Consider the following 17848-nt stretch of genomic DNA (forward strand, 5'->3'; position numbering starts at 1 on the left):
GGTTTAGAGACTTGCGTTGGGTGTAGATGGAACTAATCTTGTTCAGCAAGCCCTAAATTATAACCGACCAAGTCTAAAAGCTTAGTAGCCATCGCAACTAACATTCCAACTGCCATGATATCAAGCATTCTTTTTCTATCTGCGATCTTGAACCAAATGAGCCAGGGAACAACGAGAAAAGCCAAGAGCAGCCACCATTGCGGGCTTAAAAAGCCATAGGTAAAGAACCTTTCCATATTCGTTTGAACTAATGCATTGATTAATTCACTTGACTGCTTCATATTATCTTCCAAATGACGTGCCACCTTTGAAGATCAATTATTCATAGCGTGTGCAGTAGTGGAAATAATATGCACAATACACCCTTAAGCGTTAAAATTATGAAATATGAGTAAATAATTTTTTTAACAGTCCATGTAATATAAAGGAGTTCACAAATTCATGTCGAATTGATCATACATATAGTTCTAAAGTCATAGTTCCTGGATATGCTGCAAGGATCAACGAAGAGGTGTAAAGGTTGAGAATTAATCATAACTTACCTGCATTAAATACTTACAATAAGCTGCAAATAAATAATAAAACGATGGATCACTCCGCGCAAAAACTAGCTTCCGGATTACGAATTAATCAGGCCGCAGACGATGTTGCCGGATTGGGTATTTCGGAAGGTATGAGAGCACAAATTCGCGGCTTGGAAAAAGCCGAAAAAAATATAGAGGATGGAATCTCACTCATTCAAACCGCTGAGGGCGGATTGGGACAAATCCAAAATCCCTTGTTACAAAGAATGAGAGAACTTACGATTCAAGCATCGAGTGACGTTCTAACACCTGCAGATAAACAAGCTATTCAAAGAGAGATCGATCAGATTAAGAGTAGTATTAATGATATAGCCAACCATACGGAGTTCAATGACATTAAATTGCTTCGTCCCCCGATTGTACAACAAAACAGCGGATCCCCAAGCGGGCAAACAGCAGATATCATTTTTTTCATAGATGATTCAGCTACCATGCAAGAGGAGATAGACAAAATAAATGCGGGAATATCTGATTTTGTTAGTAATTTATCTGCATACGGAGATGTAAGGGTAGGGACTGTCAGTACTGTACATCCTAATCGAAATCTCCCTCTGACGAATAATATTGCCGCAATCCAAAATCACTTATCTACCGTGCATGTGGCTACAGGAGGCACCTCAACCCCATATCAGCACATGATCAATTATGCTCCCAACGGAAGCCAAGGAGCATCTTTGGGTTACGATTCAAACTCAAAGAAGATCTTTGTTCTTCTGACGGATACATATAATGAAACTGGCAGTACGACGGAGGCCGATGTCAAATCCAAGCTGCTCGAGAACAATGTATACTCCTATGTATTTGGAGTAGATTTAACGGGAACTGCCAATACTTTTTCCTTTTCAAGCGCCTACGACGGGATCGCTAACCAAATCTTCATTCCATCCACAGCTTCGGATATCGCCTCTAATATTTCTCCTGGACTAGCCGACAGAATCGTTACGGACACGGGCTTTGGCCAAGAAGAAGGAGTTTTCCTTCCCTTGCATTTTCAGGTGGGCCCGGATAGTGGGGATATTTTTAGTATTAACCTTTTCGATGCGCGCACGCCTAATCTCGGAATCGATGATATCGCGGTTGATCCGTATGAAAAAGCTCAAGAGGCCCTCACAAAAGTGGATCAAGCCATTGAGAAAGTGACGTCGGAACGCGTTAAGTTCGGTACTTACCAGAATGCGTTAGAGCATATTAAAAATAATGTCGCCAATTATAAGGCGAACATTGCTTCAGCGGAATCACAAATACGCGACGCAGATATGGCAAAGGAATTAACAAACCTAGCCAATAAAAAAATACTGCTTGAGTCATCCCAAGCTATGCTGGCACAAGCGAATCAAATGACCCAATCGGCACTGCAATTTTTAAAGTAAACCCGATCCATATATTAAATATAGACGACCTCCCTTCTTGACGGGCAGCCTCTCCTTCAAAGCGTTTAAGCTAGTTTGGACCGGCTGTCTTTATAAGAAGCTTCCAGCCATTCATACATATGATCCATGGCTTGCTTGAACCGTTCTCTGGCCTCATTCATAACCCCGTCCTTAGCACGGGCAAAGTCACCTGCAAACAGCAGCCTAACATTCTTGTCCCTTGCCGTTAAGTAATCATCCCAGCATTTATACAGATACTCATAAGCGGCCCTATCCTCTGAATCGACCATGACATCGCCGAGCCTCGCGAAGCTTCCTTTCATCCAGTCGTCCTGATGACAGAGCTCTTGATACCAGTCGTCAAGCTTATTTTTATCGGTAATTTCAAATACCTTGATCATCATCACCCGGACCTGCAGAGCAGATTCGATCCAATCATGGGCTAATTGCTGGAACTTCCCGCCGGGCCCCTCCTGTGGAAGCTTGAATTGGGAGACGGACGAGCGAAGTGAGAGCCCGCTGCGCAGAACCTCCTTAATGAGCGTTCTCATATCCTCTATCGTCGCTTGCTGCGTTTGAGCGGAAGCCAGTATTTGTTCGATTCCGGCTGCTGTTTCTTCCACCATGGCCGAGATATTCTGCATCGCCTCTGATACCTGGAAGGAGGCATGTTCAATGCCATGGATACTCTGTTCCGCCTCCTGAATGGTTTTAGTGGTTTGCGATAAATACGATACGATGATCTCATAGCGATCATGCGCTTTCGTCATCACCTTCATACCATCCTCTGTCGTCTCATTCATTCTGCGCACACCTTCCTGCAGCTCATTCGTGCTTCCGTTCACACTTGCCAGAAGGAGCTCTATCTCCCTGACAGCATCCTTTGTTTGTTTGGATAGCTTGCCTATCTCCTTGGCTACCACCGAGAAGCCGCTTCCTTGCCCGCCGGCACGGGCCGCTTCAATGCTCGAATTTAATGACAGCATCTGCGTCTGGCTTGAGACATCCTGCACTAATTTAAGAATAGTGGATATTTGGGCTACCGTCTCGCGAACGGACTCCATCTTCTGCTGAACCCAGGTATTCTCCTCTGTAACCTTCAACATCCGCTGCAGAGCGCTTGTCATTTCAATCTGCCCTTCACCGACAAGGCCGGTCAGCTTCTCTGAGGATTGTGATAGCTCTTGATGCGTCCCCTTGATCTTCATCAGCAGTTGGTTCACGTCCGACATCTCCGCTGCAACCTGCTGCGATCGCTCTGCTGAATCATGAATGGCTTCAGCCATGTCCCTTATCGTGACGTTCACTCCAGCGGCATGGTCGGTCACAATCTCCGACCGTGCCTCCAGCTCCTCCATTTTTTTATGCAGCCGCGAGGCCGAGTTTTCCACGACCCGAATGAGCGGCCGCAATCCGCGTACGGTTTTCAATACGAGCAGATCGAGCGGCCCCATTTTTCTTAACTCGCCGATTCCATCCTCCGTTAAATCACCTGCGGCGAGATTCGAGAGGAGCTCTTTGGTTTGTTGAAATGAGAATAAATTATGCAGCATACTCTTCCACTCCCCTTCAATATCATCCAGGATCAATTTATTAAAAGGCTGTACCTCTAGCAGCAAGCTACTAGACAGTACAGCCAGCTTAACACTTTGGATTCAACTTACAGCATGCCGACCAATTTCTTCCTCAACAAGACAAACCGAGGGTCCTCCATTAGTTCCGCTTTCTGCCGCGGTCTTGGAATGTCTACTTCGATGCAGTCCAACACCTTTGCCTTGGGCCCATGACCCATAACAACAATGCGATCAGACAACAGTATGGCTTCATCTACATCATGCGTCACCATGATGACGGTCCGTCTGTCCTTCTCCCATATCCGTTCGAGCTCATCCTGCAATTCGCCGCGGGTCAAAGCATCCAATGCTCCGAACGGCTCATCCAGCAGCAGCACCTTGGGATTAATGGCGAATGCTCTGGCGATCCCTACCCGCTGCTTCATCCCGCCCGAAATTTCACCAGGCTTCTTATCCTTGGCTGCCGTCAGCTTAACCACATCCAGATATTTGTTCGCCAGTTCCTCCTTCTCCGCCCTTGAAGCCGTCTTCATGACACAGTCCAACGCAAACATGATATTGTCAAAGACGGTCAGCCAAGGATACAACGCGTGACTCTGGAAGACCATGCCCCTCTCGACACCCGGACCCTCAATCTTCCTTCCGTCCAGTATGATATGCCCTGTACTGCAGTCCTCCAATCCCGCGACCATATTCAGCAGCGTACTCTTCCCGCAGCCGCTGGGGCCAATTAACGAAATAAATTCTCCTTCTTTAATATTCAGTGAGATTTCATCTAATGCATCGAAGACTTTACCTCGGGTCTTATATGATTTGGTAACGCGACTGATTTGCAGCAACGTATCAGTACTCATATTTGACCCTCTTTTCTACCATAGATAATAGACGATCCAATACAATACCGACCAAACCAATCAACACTATACAGACGATGATATTCGCAATATTCAAGTTGTTCCACTCGTTCCAAACAAAATACCCGATGCCCCGGCCGCCGATCAGCATCTCTGCAGCGATGATAACAAGCCAAGCTACACCGAGGCTGATGCGAAGTCCGGTTACAATCTGAGGCAGCGTTGCCGGAAGATAGACCTTGCTCACGACCATCCAGCGGTTTGCTTCCAACGTACGAGCCACATTAAGATACGTTCTGGGAATGTTGCGCACGCCGAAAATCGCATTAAGCAGGATCGGCCAAATACTGGAGATAAAGATGACGAAAATAGCTGTGCTTTGCGAGCTTTGAAAGAGAGCCAGTCCGATCGGCAGCCAAGCTAAAGGCGATACCGGGCGCATGACCTGGATGAACGGATCGATCGCCTTGGACAATACAGCGGACATCCCGATCATGAATCCCAGCGGAACCGCGATAGCAGCCGCCAATAGAAAGCCCGTCAAGACGCGTTGAATACTGGCTAGAAGATGAATGCCTATCCCGGCATCGTTGACGCCATTGCTGTAGAACGGGTCCCGGATCAGCTCAAACCCCTGCGATACAATGAGACTGGGGGCAGGAATTAACGGGGACAGCAAGCTGAGCGATACAGCCAGCTCCCATATGGCGCCGCCGGTTAGGAATATTAACAGGAATAGCAAGAATGCCTTCGTATTTATAGACACCGAGTTCCACGTTGTTGAACCTGGTTTTTTCGATAAACCGGCCGATGTGGTCATTGGTTTCGACATGCTCATACCTATGCCTCCTCTTCAGCCGCTTATTTAAGCAGCATTTGGGTAACTTTGGATGCATCGAAGTCTTTCCCCAGAATCTTTTCAATCTTGTAATCGTCGGCCGGGGAATTGAAGCCTAGCTCTTGCTGGGCCTTACGAACGTCACCCGTACGGAATACTTCATCGGCAATTTTAGGGTAATCAAGGTTCGTCTGGTTTTTCAGATAGCCCCAACGCTGCATTTCGATCAACATCCACACTGCAAAGCTTTTCCATGGGAATGGATCGAAATTGATCCGGTCGGCAACATCCATTGTTCCGCCTAAGCCATTATTAAATTTACCGGTCAGCACACTTTTGACAACTTCCTCCGGCTGATTCAAATATTCCCTCGACGAAATGGCTTTGGCGATTTCCTCACGATTGTTCATGTCACTGCTGTAATTCGTTGCGTCAACAATCGATTTCAACAATGCATGGTAGGTTTGCGGATATTTATCGATGAATTCCTGCTTCACACCAAAGGCGCAGCAAGGATGGTTCGGCCAAATATCTTTCGTTAATTTGAAAATAAAGCCCGCCTTCTCATGCACCGCACGCTGGTTGAACGGGTCCGGCGCCAAGTAGCCGTCGATGTTGCCGGTCACAAGTTGGGCTACCATATCCGGCGGACGCACCACACGAATCTCCACATCGGTATCGGGATTTAAACCGGCGTCAGCCAAATAATACCGGAGCAGCAGGTTGTGCATGGAGTAATCAAACGGTACGCCTAATACCATGCCTTTGAAATCCGCTGCGCTCTTCACTGTGTCTTTGTACTTGTTAGCAAGGGTGATCGCCTGGCCATTGATATTCTCAATAGCCGCCAGACGTGTTGGAACCTGAGCGGAGCCCAAACCAAGACTGAGCGACAGAGTCATGGGAGACAATAAATGCGCTGCATCCACCTCGCCGGCGATATAAGCGTCACGAATATCTGCCCAGCCGCCATACTTCTTCACGGTAACATTCAGGCCATGCTTCTTGTAAAACCCGATGGGAGCCGCCATGATGATTGGCGTCGCGCAAGTAATAGGAATGAATCCAATCGTTAAATCCGGTTTTTCCACATTGGCTTTCACCATGGATCCGCTTTGGGACGAACTGCCCGAGGGCTGAGAGGAGCATCCGGCGATGAAGGACATTATCCCGCCGCTTGCCAGGATGGTGGCACCCAAGCCAACCGAGTATTTCATAAAGCTTCTTCGTGTCATGACGAGGCCGAGATCCTTCATTTGACCTTGATAGGTTCTTAATTCTCTCTCATTCGTGATCGGCACGTCCGGATATTGATGGCTTTCGTGCGTACATTCAGGTCCGCATTGATGCTTGTTGTGTTCGATCATGGTTTACCCCCCAGATTATTTCTCCACCGTATGTTTATCCGATTCCTCGAATACGCCTCTTGTTGAATCCTTGAATTCCTTCAGTGTGGTACCGAAGGATCTGCCCAGCTCGGGAAGCTTCCGGGGACCGAAAAAGATTAAGACCACAAAGATGATCAAGAGAAGCCCGGGTAACCCTATGGTTGATAGCATGCGACCACCCTCCTCTTTACTGCGGGTTCCAAACTCCGGTTTTCAGCACCTCTTATTAGTTAAAACTTGCGATAAGGCAGGAACTTGCCATCTAAGGTAATAAGCACACGATCCCCCTTCGGATCCTCTTTCTTCTCCATATGCATTTCAAAATCAATAGCGCTCATGATGCCGTCACCGAATTTCTCATTCAGAATTTCTTTGAACGCAGGACCGTATACCATGATGATTTCATATAAGCGATATAACGCCGGCTCCGTTGGCGGCATCTGGACCGCATTCCCGCGAAACGGCGGTACGGTTAACGAAGAAACAATCTCATCATCCAATCCGAGAATTTCACCGGCCTTCTTTGCTTGTTCAGCCGACATCGTTGCTTGTCCCAGTAAAGCCGTTGTCACCCATACCTCTGATGCTCCGACATGCTCGGCAATGGCTAGCCAAGAAAGCTGCTTCTCTTCTTTAGCTTTTAAAATTTTCAAGGTGATGTTCGTTCTGTCCATTGGCATATACCCTCCATATTATGATAGATTGATGACATATTTTTTTGAAAATGTACTTTTCCGACAATTTTTCGATGCCAAATTGTTGCAAAATGTCGATTTTACAGTGTATTATTGACTCAATCAACGACTTATGTTATAAACTCTAACACCCCTATCTGCATCTTGTGTAATAAATCATAACACTTCTTTCTGTTATCAAACAGTATCTAAAGGTATACAAATAAGGTATACGAAAGGATATAAAGTGAGGGGAGAGGGTCCATTTGATTAACTACCACTATATCGATGCGACATATCATCAAGAAGATCCTTTGTTTTTGGGCCGTCAGCAGGAGCTGGCCGTGTTCAGGGAAGTTCTGGGTACTACCATCGAAGCAACCATCATTAATGTGTACGGTACGGGAGGGATAGGAAAAAGCAGCCTGCTGAACGCATTCCAACGGCACTGCAGCCAGGCTGGTTACTACGATATCGTTATCGAAGGCCATAGCTCCATCCAAACTCCTGCCTCGTTCTGTTCTCATATTTTGCAGATGATCGGAGGCGTATCTGTTCAAGCGGCTGAACATGCCAATGATGTGGTGGATACGTGTATTCAGCAGCTCAACCGCTTAAACGACAAGCAGCCGGTTGTCCTGCTCATTGATGCCTATGAATGTATGGAGAGCATTGACAGCTGGCTGCGGGAGCATTTTCTGGTGAGGCTGCCAAAGCGGTTGATCACGGTCATCGCAGGCAGATACCCTCTCTCCGAAGCGTGGTATCTGTCTCCGGAATGGAGGAAGCGGCTGCTCTCTCTCCCCTTATCCGAGCTTAACTTTACTGCGGTCAGACAGTTCTGCCATATGAATGGCATCCATGATGAGCCGTCTATCATTCAATTATGGAACCAAACCAAGGGACATCCATTGATGATGGCTGTTGCCGTAATCGCCACTTCTCAAACGACGACGGACACAGCGGAATACGGAGCACTGCGGGCACATAACATGGATTTTCTATCCTATATTGTTGAACGGTGGCTTCGCGAGGTCCCGGGCCAAAGCTATCGGACGATCGTGGAGGCCGCTTCAACGCTGCGTTATTTTAACCAAGACATTCTCTCCCACGTGTTGGACCGGGAGATCGAAACGATCGATTTTCGAAGATTAATACGCTATTCGTTTGTCTACAAGACCAGCCACGGCTGGCGAATTCATGACCTATTGCGCAATGCCGTCATTCAAGATCTGAGCTCCAGGTCGCCTATGCAATACGAACATTACTTGATCCGCATCGTTTCTTATTACTATGAACGGCTCACCTCCGGTAAAAGGAGCAACGAAACGACCTGGTTCGCCGGGGAACTGATGTACTACATCGGCGGCCCGATCCCACGCGCATTCCTGCAAGGGCTGAATGTCCCCCGTTATTTCAACCACGCTTCTGCCGGTGACGTTGATGCCATCAAGCATTATTTGCAAAGAAGAAACGAAGAGGCCCGCGATACGGTCATCCAGTTGTTCGATCCTTACAGCAACCGGAGCTTTCAGTTTGCGCAGACCGAAAAGCAAAGCCGCCAGGCGTTGATGTGGGTGAATTTAAACGAGCTTCGCGATTTCGGCATGGACTGCTTCCGTATCGTTAAAGATGCTCAGGATCAAATCGTCGGCCTGGCGGTAATCATCCCTATTAATGAGAGAACGTTGAATTACCTGCTTCAACATCCGCTGTCGGCATCCTACTTTCAAGGCTTGGAGCCTGCTCAGCTTGCATCCTACTCTGTTCCTGAGAGCACACGTTCCGGCTGGTTCATTCATACGATTGATATTGGGGATTTTGAAAATGCAGATCTGCACTTTTCGATCGCCCATCTCATGATTTCGCTTGTATTCTCTGGAGAACGAATCGTCGTTTCACCGCCGCCTCACTCCTATTTCACAGAAACATTGGAAAGCATGCTCTTCCAAAAGGCCGCTCATGGGTTCCATACGAACTATGACGGGCAGACACTCTCACCGACCTACATTCTCGATACCCGCGGAGATCAATTGTTGGATTATCTGGATCACATGATGAAGATGGCCGGAATTGAACTCATTACACAGTGGGAATCGGGGAAACAACAGCAAGAACCGCAGCATTACGCTCCTAATCCTGACCTAAGTATTCAATCCATTATATTATCCGAAAGAGAGCAGGAGGTTGCCGAGCTGCTGCGCGAAGGATTGACGAATGCCCAAATCGCCAGCCGTCTGCACCTCAGCGAGATTACCGTCAAGAAGCATCTGAACGCCATGTTTCAGAAATTTGAAGTGACGAACCGCACACTACTGTTAACCAAGCTGATGGAGTTTTACTGGAAAACGTAAGGACCTGACGGAAGCTTCACCGTCAGGTCCTTTCTTTAATTTCAAAAGAAAAAAAGAATCCATATCATGTCATCAGCCATAGCACGTTCTCCTTTTTTGAAGTTCTTTACTTTCTGCAATAGCAATCATAGAACATGAACAGGTCATATGATAACAAGTACTAGTCACCGATGAATCATCAAAAGATCACTAGTTCAAACGTTCAATGAGGGACTTTTTGATCCATCCAATCAATTCTACATGCGCGTTACAACCACACGTACCGGAACAGCGGGGTTTGCGTTCCGCTCCCTATCCCCGACAGATACACGAAGAGTCAACCTTGTAAGGCCTTCAACGAAAAAAATGGTAAGCCAGCTGCCTCCAGCAACTGACTTACCGCTTCCGAAACCGGCTAGGTCGTACGCCCTTGTCTAATTAATGTGCCGGATGAACAATTTCGCACTTTAATTTCCGGTCCGACATAGCTCACCCGATTCAGGAAACGCTTCATGACCGATCGGATATTTCAAGACTGTTTCTATATTCCTTATCATTTTCTCCAAGGGTACTGCAATCTTATCGATTTCCGACTCACGAACAAAACCGTTCAGAACCAGATAACCGCTCATATTTTGAATCATGGCGCCATTGCCGTTCACATCGCCCACTCCTTTCTGAAAAGAGGATACGTTTGCTCGTATAACAAAGCAACGCTTAATAATGTTTCTTCCGATAATGTCTTGCCGGCCATCTGACAACCAATCGGCAGCCCTTCTTTTGAAAAACCGCAAGGAACGGTCAACGAAGGTATCCCGGCTAAAGTGAACGGAGCATTGAGCCGTGGATCCCCGGTTCCGTATCCTTCCGGCGCCGCATCGGGAGCGGAAGGCGTAACCAGCACATCGATAGCATTGAAAATTTCTTGCATTTGCTGTTTGTAAATCTCCCGAATACGCAGCGCTTTTAAATAAGCGGTCTGGGGAATGGACATCCCTACCGCCAGCCGGTTGCGCAAATATTCACCATACAAATCTTTTTTGGTTCTAAACATATCCAGGTGGTAACTGCTCGCCTCCGAATGCGCAATGACGGCATGTGCCGCAACCGCAGACTCGAAGGACTCCGGCAAATCAATATCAACGGGAACGGCCCCTAATTGTATGAGGTTTTGAACGGATTGTTCGACGCAAATCCGCACATCTTCTTCTATATTTTCAAAGAAATACTGCTTGGGAATACCGATTTTAAACCCTTTCAATGAATTTAGCCGGGTTACATGCGATTGAATTTTGTCCGCCCTGATTGAGATCGGATCATTAGCGTCATATCCGGATAAGATGTTCAAAATCAACCCTTGATCTCGAACCGTTTTCGTTATCGCACCAATATGATCCAATGTCCAGCTTACCGGGACCACTCCGTGACGACTTAACCGACCTAATGTCGGTTTCATCGTGACCAATCCGCAATACGAAGCCGGCCTGATGAGCGATCCCGCGGTTTGTGAGCCTAACGCGAACGGCGTCATACCGGACGCTACCGCCGCTGCCGAGCCTGAGCTGGAGCCGCCGGGGGAATGGGCCAAATTGTACGGATTCCTCGTCTCGGTGTGATGAGAAAAGGCAAATTCGGCGGTTGTATTTTTCCCGATCAGGATGCCTCCGGCACTTTTTAATTTCGAAACCGCCGCAGCATCATCATTCGGCACATAATTCTCCAAAACCTTCGAACCACAGGTTGTTTTTATCCCTTTCGTAAAAAAGATATCCTTTACCGAAAATGGTACGCCGGCCAAACTCCCCGCATCTTCACCCGCCATGATTTTTTGCTCAATGGATTTGGCCTGCTCGATCGCCTGATCCTCCAGCACGGTAACCCACGCTTTAATTTCGCCGTCCTTCTTGTCGATCACCTCCAAATAATGCCGCACCAACTCGACTGGCGACACTTTCTTCGTTTTCACCATGTGGGCGAGACCTGTCAAATCAATCTCATTATCATCCAAACGAAAACACCTCCATACGGACTCTTCCCCTGAGCACTTCTTATGCGGTTGCGCGATCGGTATTGCTTAACAACGCAACCAGATGCCTTCGAATCGACGCGAACTCAGAGGTCGAGAATATCTTTTCATCCCGGGGACGCGGCAATGAAACATGGACGCACTCGGCAATGGTCGTAGGTCTCTTGGATAAAACATAGATCTCATCAGATAAAAATATAGCTTCATCAATATCGTGAGTTACCAGCAGCATCGTCTTTTCCAAATCCCTCCATATTTCCATCAACCACATTTGAATAGAGTATCTAGTTTGTGCATCTAAGGCACTTAACGGTTCATCTAGCAAAATAATATCTTTATCGTGTAAAATGGTGCGCATTAAAGCAACTCTCTGCTTCATTCCGCCCGATAACGTTTTAGGGTAGCTGTTTTCGAAACCGCCCAACCCATACTTTTTTAGAATAGGAACGGCAGCTTCTATCGCTTCCTTCTTCGGAACTCCGTTCAGCTTCATACCCAGAGTGACATTTTCCAATACAGTTAACCACGGGAAGAGCAAATCCTTCTGCAGCATATAGGAAACATGCCCGATTTCACCCGTGATGCGGTTGTCATTCAAATAGATCGATCCTGTGGATGGCCTTAGCAGACCAGCTATGATATTGAACAAAGTACTTTTACCGCAGCCGCTTGGGCCAATAATACTTATAAACTTGCCCCTAGTGATGTTAACGGAGATGTTTTCAATTATTTTCACTGTTTCCTGGTTACTTCCCGTCATTTCCATTTTAATTTCATCCAGCTTCATAAGAGTCGTCATCAGCGTTTCTCCTTCATGTATTATCAATTTGCTTTTAAGGGCTTTTTCCGGTCCTCAAACATCGACTCACTTTTATACGCAATGAGTATCCATAAAGGGATGAGCGCATTAACCAATACTTGCCGGATAACTTGGGCGGTTACGATAACTTCCAAGTGCGCATGCAGGGACTGCGCCAACACGATCATCTCCACAGCCCCCCCGGGTGCCGCGCTTAGGATTGCCGTTTTCCAATCCAGGTCTGTTGCGTAATGAAAAAAAATAATGGCCGCAGTGCTGGAAAACACAGTAAAAATAACAGATATAATTCCGAAAGTTAAATCCGTCCATTTAATTTCATGCAGCCTGCTTCCCATACCGTGACCAATTGTTAAACCCAAGCACAATTGTCCAATAGCCGACATGAAATAGGGAATAGAAAAGTCGCTCGCGAACGGAAGCAGATTCGTACACAAAATTGAAAGAAGCAGCGGACCTATCAATGCATAGGAGGAAATTTTACATTTCTTTGCCATGAAGTACCCGCCGACCGCTAAAGCGAGAGTAAGTAGTACGGGAGATATCATCACCGCCGTCATCCCATTGGTATCCGTTAATGTCCGGCCATTCGTCTTAAAAAAGAACGTACCGTGAAGAAAAAGGGGGGCCAGCACGACGACTAAAACGACTCTCAGAGATTGCAGAATGGCAACCAATTCACCGTTGGCACCATGTTCTTTGGCGACACTGGCCATAATCCCCACACCACCGGGCAGTGTTGAAAAAATGGCTGTTCTCATAGACTGTCCGGGCGCGGCAAACGCATAAAAAATACCGACAATAAAGGAGAGAATCAGGGAAATAGCCACCATGATCAGGATATCAACCAAAATCCAATTCAATTTGACGAGCTCGGCAAAGTGAAGCATCGACCCTATCCCAACGCCTAGAATGGCCTGACCCATCTTACGCATGTGACTAATCCAACCGATCTTGCCCAGCTTTAGCTTGGGCAAAACAAAGTAGGAAAGCAGCGCAGACCCGATCATTCCCCCAAACATCCATCCCAATCCGAATCCACCTCTGACGAGCAGCCCGCCTATGAAAGCAGATACCAAGAGGAGCGCCGTAACATACACTAATTTCAGTTTCTTTTGACCGGATTCGATCATTGCAATCGTCTACCCAATGCCGATATCATGTCCTGGCATATCACATAAAGGAACAACACATCTCATTCCTTCCTTCACCGCTGCCCCCCGTACTCAAACTGCGGATGATTGTCTGTTCGGATTCTAAGTTTCCCGTTTGATAAAAGGCATGTTCCATCAGCTTCGCGACCTTCCCTTATTTTTTCATAAATTTCGTTTCAACTAACGATTCATACGCGGGAACCTCTTTCAGCTTTCCGGCCTCAACGACAATTTTCATGCTGATTTCGAATGCATCCTTACTGATCCATTTCGCTCCTTCCCACAATTGGTCTTCCAAGAAGCGGTTGACAGAAAGCTCCAGAGCCCTAGGATCCATCGTACTGAATTCTTTCTTGGCAATTTCCCTCGCTTTATCAGGATCGGACTGGATTAAATCCAATCCCTTTGCCACACCGTTGACCAGCTTTTGAACCATCTCAGGGTCACTGTTGATTAACTTTTCGGACACATTAAGCGTGGAATAAGCATACTCACCCCATTGCTTTGGGAAATTGACCAGTGGCTGACCGTAGATTCCCTGGTCAATGCCTTCCGAAAGATTCGGCTCCACCCCGGCCGCAAAATCGGCATTCATGCTCTTAAAGGTAGAAATGATGTTCCCCGTTTCAACCGCTACTAAGGTGACATCCTTATCGGGATCTAAGCCTATACTTTTCAAGTAGTACCTCGGAATGGAATTCGTTGTGCTGCCGTTAACCCCCACTACAATGGTTTTGCCTTTAAATAGCTGTTTTAGCTGTTCGGGGTCCGTCGGCAATGTCGTGTTCGGTTTACCCACTAAATAAACGTTCCCGCGATGGGTAACACCGGATACCGCCTTGATCACTTTTTCCTTTCCTCCATCGCGCTCAAGGGCAAATGCGTTCCATTCCGGACCTCCGACAAAGGCATGCGCATTGCCTGTCAATACGGCGTTCACATGTTGTCCGCCGCCGGTCATTAACAGTTCTACATCTAAACCCTCCTCTTGAAAAAAACCTTCATTCAGAGCCACATAAACGGGCAAATATCCAAGCTGATGATTCGGTTCCGCAATAATTACTTTTTTGGCGCTTCCATCGTTGCCGGCTGCCTGAGCAGCGGAATCGCCCGAACCCGGATTAGACGCACCGGAACAGGCTGTGACGAAAATAAGCAGCAACATGCCAAGCATCGAAAATAAACGTTTTTTCATGTGAAAACCCCTTGTCTCCATTTATTTTTTTAAAACGGCAAATATTTTTGTACCAGTTGCTCAATTTTTCCTACCGTCAAATAAAGTCCGTAAGCGATAGCCGTTAGCGTTAAAACACCCGCATAGACAACGTCAACTTGAAATACTTGGCCGGCATTGTGAATCATATGCCCCAATCCAGTCGTTGAAGCTATAAATTCTCCCACCACAGCTCCCGATAATGCGAATCCGATATTCGTGCGTAAAGACGAAATAATCCAGTGAATCGTGCTGGGTATTACAACCCCCAGAAACACTTGAAACCGATTCGCACCTAAAGAGTACATCATCTTGATCAAATCCTGATCGATCGTTTTTACCGCGTTCCAAACAATTAGCGCAGTAATGATTAATGTCATCAATGTGGCCATCACGATTTTCGAGGGCAAATGAATACCGAAAAAGATAATCACGATAGGAGCCAGCGCTATCTTCGGTACCGATTCCAGCATCACGAGAAAAGGCTCCATCACTTTAGCCCACAATTGGGACCACCAGAAGCTCAACCCCGTGATAACCCCCAAAACCGTACCAATGAAAAAACCCAGCAGCGTGGACCTTAAAGTAAACATCGTATCGTGAAAAAGAACACCGTTGGATATGAGCAGCATGAATTGTTCGGAGATTTTCAGCGGACTGCTCCAATAAAACGGATCAACCATGCCAATACGAACCGCGATTTCCCATACACATAAAAATCCGATGAATAACGCTAAACGAATCACATTCATTTTGGATTCATTGATTTTGGTTGGCGTCAGCATTTCAGCGGTCATTTTTCGTTTGGCGACAGCCCCGGCATCCATCCTGATGCGTTTGTTTATCGCAGCCGCTTCACCCTGATTCATCATAAGCCTGCACCTACTTTTCTTGGATTTTGGATAAAGCGGTCGTCCACTTCCCTCCGGTCTCTGGCATAAGGCAGCCGAAGCTTGGCTTCTATGAGCTCGGATAAATCGATCTTCCCGATCACCAATTGATCCTCGCTGCCCTTGTCTGCGACAGCCATGATCTTACCTCCCAGCGGCGAAACAATCATGCTCTTACCGAAATAATCTTTCCCGTACTCTATCCCGGCCTTGTTGACACCGACTACGAATACCCCGTTCTCGAAAGCTCTGGCCCGCAAAAGCAAATCCCACGTATCCCCTCTCCAATCGGTTCCATAGGAACTGGCGGCCGTCAAATTAAAAATAATTTGTGCCCCGGATAACGCCAACGACCGATATCCTTCGGGAAAGTGCCGGTCATAACAGATTTGCAATCCGATCTTGGCTATGCCAAGATCGAACACCGGATAGTCACAATCGCCTGGGGTAAAGTATATTTTTTCAAAATTCCCAACAGTATCATCAATGAGCGCACCAGGCAGATGCATTTTTCGATAATTGCCAACCAGTTCGCCTTCATGGTTGAAAATCAGTGCCGAATTGAAATACTGAATCGGCGTTTTTTCGGCATAGCCTAGAATGACATTCATGCGCAATTCTTTGGCTTTTGCTCTAATCATTTGTAGAGAGGGATGGAACGCATCTACAAAATAATGCTCAATGTTACGTGTATTTTTCACTGCAAAAAATGGAGTTAACGCTAATTCCGGAAAGCATATCATTCGTACTCCCTGTTTGTGAGCTTCAGACATCAACCGAACGATACGTTCCGCATTCTCTTCAATCACTTCGGAATTGGGAGCCATTTGGGCTGCGGCGATTAACAATTGTTCTTGCATCATAACCATCCCTCTCTCTGTGTAATTATTTTGTTAATTTATTTAACATTTAATTATCCTTATTACTTGATATCCATTATACACGAAAGTATAATGACATTAAAAATACCATTTTTTCATCAAAATATGAATGATTTTAATGAAACCGATGTCAATTGTTATTTTTTATAACATATCTATAACACATATTAAAGGAGTTGATAAAATGACCCTTGAACAAATCAGAACCTTTGTTGCCATATATCGTTTAGGCAGTTACTTAAAAGCCGCGGAATACTTGTTTTTACCTCAATCGACGCTATCTCATCGCATCAATCAATTGGAAAAAGAGCTGGGGAAAGCCGTTTTTATACGGGGAAAGGACAAAATTCGGCTCACTGAGGAAGGAAAAGGATTTCTTCCCTATGCGGAAAAGGTACTGGAAGCACTGGACCAAGGTAAAAGAACGGTTGAAAATATAAAAAACGGTTTAATGGGGAAGTTAATCATCGGTAGTTCTATTTCGTTCAGTGCTTATGTGTTACCCGAGATTATAGATTCCTTTACCGAACATTTTCCGGATATCGCTATTAAAGTGGTTTCATGCTCTTCAGATGAGGTGATCAAATCCATAAAAGATAGATCCTTTCAGTTAGGAATCACGAAGTATAGCATTACCGACAGCCAGCTTACGTTTAAATTAATCAACAGCGAGCATATCTTCCTGATAGTGTCCAAAGACCATCCTTTTGCCAAAGAATCCTCACCTGTGTCTCTAGAGGACATACTAGATCAACCTCTTATCTTATATCCCGAGGGAAGCCAGTATAGGGAAACGGTTGATTTCACGTTAAAACAATTGAATAAGCCTTATCATGTAAAATATGAAACGAGTAACTTGGAATTAATAACACATTTGATACAATCTAACGCAGGAGTTTCTTTCTTCGCCCCCTCCTATATGCGAAAGGCCTTGTCAAGCAAACAATTAACCAAAGTAATGATTAAAAATAACCCTCTTCCGATGAGACAAACCTTTCTAGTTTACCGAAAAAACGAGTTAAATAGTCCGGATCATTTGTTCATTGAACACATTACAAAAAATCATCAGTTCACCTAAAATCGAATGATTGACAACTTAGGGGTTAACAGTAAAAAGAAAAAACGCCCCATAGTGAACTGCACCCCAATTGTTAGACATCATCTAACAGTTGGAGGTGCAGTTTTTTAATGACTAAGTAGGGCTTGCTGAATAATCAAAAAATCCTTATGTCACAAGGGTTTAGAGGCACTT

17 protein-coding genes are annotated in these 17848 nt (G+C 46.0%); 3 read left to right on the forward strand and 14 right to left on the reverse strand.

Annotated features, from left to right (window positions below):
• Positions 1-32: 32 nt before the first annotated feature.
• Positions 33-293 carry a hypothetical protein gene (locus NR121_RS24225; protein WP_256832067.1) on the reverse strand — a complete coding sequence of 87 codons (261 nt, stop codon included), beginning with the start codon at positions 291-293 and terminating at the stop codon, positions 33-35.
• A gap of 227 nt (positions 294-520) precedes the next feature.
• Between NR121_RS24225 and NR121_RS24230 the strand changes: the two genes are divergently transcribed.
• A complete protein-coding gene (locus NR121_RS24230) occupies positions 521-1954 on the forward strand; it encodes a flagellin N-terminal helical domain-containing protein (protein ID WP_256832069.1) in 1434 nt (477 codons plus the stop codon).
• A gap of 65 nt (positions 1955-2019) precedes the next feature.
• On the opposite strand, the gene NR121_RS24235 is transcribed toward NR121_RS24230, so the two are convergent.
• The 6 genes from NR121_RS24235 to cynS all read right to left on the reverse strand — a co-directional run bounded on the left by NR121_RS24235 (position 2020) and on the right by cynS (position 7282).
• Positions 2020-3507, reverse strand: coding sequence for a methyl-accepting chemotaxis protein (locus NR121_RS24235; protein ID WP_256832070.1), 1488 nt, complete (start codon positions 3505-3507; stop codon positions 2020-2022).
• Between the two features lie 107 nt (positions 3508-3614).
• Positions 3615-4382, reverse strand: coding sequence for an ABC transporter ATP-binding protein (locus NR121_RS24240; RefSeq protein ID WP_054819974.1), 768 nt, complete (start codon positions 4380-4382; stop codon positions 3615-3617).
• Positions 4372-5220: a nitrate ABC transporter permease gene (gene ntrB, locus NR121_RS24245; RefSeq protein WP_256832071.1), complete on the reverse strand. Its 849-nt coding sequence runs from the start codon at positions 5218-5220 to the stop codon at positions 4372-4374. Before ntrB ends, NR121_RS24240 begins: the two co-directional genes overlap by 11 nt.
• A 23-nt stretch (positions 5221-5243) precedes the next feature.
• Positions 5244-6587, reverse strand: coding sequence for a CmpA/NrtA family ABC transporter substrate-binding protein (locus NR121_RS24250; protein ID WP_256832072.1), 1344 nt, complete (start codon positions 6585-6587; stop codon positions 5244-5246).
• A 15-nt stretch (positions 6588-6602) separates the two neighbouring features.
• Positions 6603-6779 (reverse strand): twin-arginine translocase TatA/TatE family subunit, encoded by a 177-nt coding sequence (locus tag NR121_RS24255; protein WP_256832073.1) that lies wholly within the window; start codon positions 6777-6779, stop codon positions 6603-6605.
• A gap of 59 nt (positions 6780-6838) precedes the next feature.
• The gene (cynS, locus tag NR121_RS24260) at positions 6839-7282 is read right to left on the reverse strand and encodes a cyanase (protein ID WP_054819971.1); all 444 of its coding nucleotides are present in this window, start codon (positions 7280-7282) and stop codon (positions 6839-6841) included.
• A gap of 266 nt (positions 7283-7548) precedes the next feature.
• On the opposite strand from cynS, the gene NR121_RS24265 reads away from it, so the two are divergent.
• Complete coding sequence (locus NR121_RS24265; protein WP_054819970.1) at positions 7549-9636, forward strand: helix-turn-helix transcriptional regulator; 2088 nt, start codon at positions 7549-7551, stop codon at positions 9634-9636.
• A 446-nt stretch (positions 9637-10082) separates the two neighbouring features.
• Here NR121_RS24265 and NR121_RS24270 read toward each other — a convergent pair whose 3' ends face one another.
• From NR121_RS24270 to NR121_RS24300, 7 genes are all read right to left on the reverse strand, one after another.
• Positions 10083-10277: a hypothetical protein gene (locus tag NR121_RS24270; protein ID WP_054819969.1), complete on the reverse strand. Its 195-nt coding sequence runs from the start codon at positions 10275-10277 to the stop codon at positions 10083-10085.
• Positions 10274-11623: an amidase gene (locus NR121_RS24275; protein WP_256832074.1), complete on the reverse strand. Its 1350-nt coding sequence runs from the start codon at positions 11621-11623 to the stop codon at positions 10274-10276. Before NR121_RS24275 ends, NR121_RS24270 begins: the two co-directional genes overlap by 4 nt.
• 40 nt (positions 11624-11663) lie before the next feature.
• Positions 11664-12440, reverse strand: coding sequence for an ABC transporter ATP-binding protein (locus tag NR121_RS24280; protein WP_256832075.1), 777 nt, complete (start codon positions 12438-12440; stop codon positions 11664-11666).
• Between the two features lie 23 nt (positions 12441-12463).
• Entirely contained in the window at positions 12464-13591 is a 1128-nt protein-coding gene (locus NR121_RS24285) for an AbrB family transcriptional regulator (protein WP_256832076.1), read from the reverse strand.
• 175 nt (positions 13592-13766) lie between these two features.
• Positions 13767-14807 carry an ABC transporter substrate-binding protein gene (locus NR121_RS24290; protein WP_256832077.1) on the reverse strand — a complete coding sequence of 347 codons (1041 nt, stop codon included), beginning with the start codon at positions 14805-14807 and terminating at the stop codon, positions 13767-13769.
• A gap of 29 nt (positions 14808-14836) precedes the next feature.
• Positions 14837-15697 (reverse strand): ABC transporter permease, encoded by an 861-nt coding sequence (locus NR121_RS24295; RefSeq protein WP_256832078.1) that lies wholly within the window; start codon positions 15695-15697, stop codon positions 14837-14839.
• The gene (locus tag NR121_RS24300; RefSeq protein ID WP_256832079.1) at positions 15694-16578 is read right to left on the reverse strand and encodes a carbon-nitrogen hydrolase family protein; all 885 of its coding nucleotides are present in this window, start codon (positions 16576-16578) and stop codon (positions 15694-15696) included. Before NR121_RS24300 ends, NR121_RS24295 begins: the two co-directional genes overlap by 4 nt.
• Before the next feature lie 202 nt (positions 16579-16780).
• On the opposite strand from NR121_RS24300, the gene NR121_RS24305 reads away from it, so the two are divergent.
• Entirely contained in the window at positions 16781-17674 is an 894-nt protein-coding gene (locus NR121_RS24305; protein WP_256832080.1) for a LysR family transcriptional regulator, read from the forward strand.
• Positions 17675-17848: the final 174 nt, after the last annotated feature.

This window comes from Paenibacillus sp. Pae15 (assembly GCF_024519685.1).
Classification (GTDB): Bacteria; Bacillota; Bacilli; order Paenibacillales; family NBRC-103111; genus Paenibacillus_G; species Paenibacillus_G naphthalenovorans.

What these genes read in the sequence shown, in the direction of transcription:
- NR121_RS24235 (WP_256832070.1), bottom strand. Translation starts at nt 3,507, where the DNA reads ATGCTGCATAATTTATTCTCATTTCAACAAACCAAAGAGCTCCTCTCG.
- NR121_RS24240 (WP_054819974.1), bottom strand. Translation starts at nt 4,382, where the DNA reads ATGAGTACTGATACGTTGCTGCAAATCAGTCGCGTTACCAAATCATAT.
- ntrB (WP_256832071.1), bottom strand. Translation starts at nt 5,220, where the DNA reads ATGAGCATGTCGAAACCAATGACCACATCGGCCGGTTTATCGAAAAAA.
- NR121_RS24250 (WP_256832072.1), bottom strand. Translation starts at nt 6,587, where the DNA reads ATGATCGAACACAACAAGCATCAATGCGGACCTGAATGTACGCACGAA.
- NR121_RS24255 (WP_256832073.1), bottom strand. Translation starts at nt 6,779, where the DNA reads ATGCTATCAACCATAGGGTTACCCGGGCTTCTCTTGATCATCTTTGTG.
- cynS (WP_054819971.1), bottom strand. Translation starts at nt 7,282, where the DNA reads ATGGACAGAACGAACATCACCTTGAAAATTTTAAAAGCTAAAGAAGAG.
- NR121_RS24280 (WP_256832075.1), bottom strand. Translation starts at nt 12,440, where the DNA reads ATGACGACTCTTATGAAGCTGGATGAAATTAAAATGGAAATGACGGGA.
- NR121_RS24285 (WP_256832076.1), bottom strand. Translation starts at nt 13,591, where the DNA reads ATGATCGAATCCGGTCAAAAGAAACTGAAATTAGTGTATGTTACGGCG.
- NR121_RS24290 (WP_256832077.1), bottom strand. Translation starts at nt 14,807, where the DNA reads ATGAAAAAACGTTTATTTTCGATGCTTGGCATGTTGCTGCTTATTTTC.
- NR121_RS24295 (WP_256832078.1), bottom strand. Translation starts at nt 15,697, where the DNA reads ATGATGAATCAGGGTGAAGCGGCTGCGATAAACAAACGCATCAGGATG.
- NR121_RS24300 (WP_256832079.1), bottom strand. Translation starts at nt 16,578, where the DNA reads ATGATGCAAGAACAATTGTTAATCGCCGCAGCCCAAATGGCTCCCAAT.
- NR121_RS24305 (WP_256832080.1), top strand. Translation starts at nt 16,781, where the DNA reads ATGACCCTTGAACAAATCAGAACCTTTGTTGCCATATATCGTTTAGGC.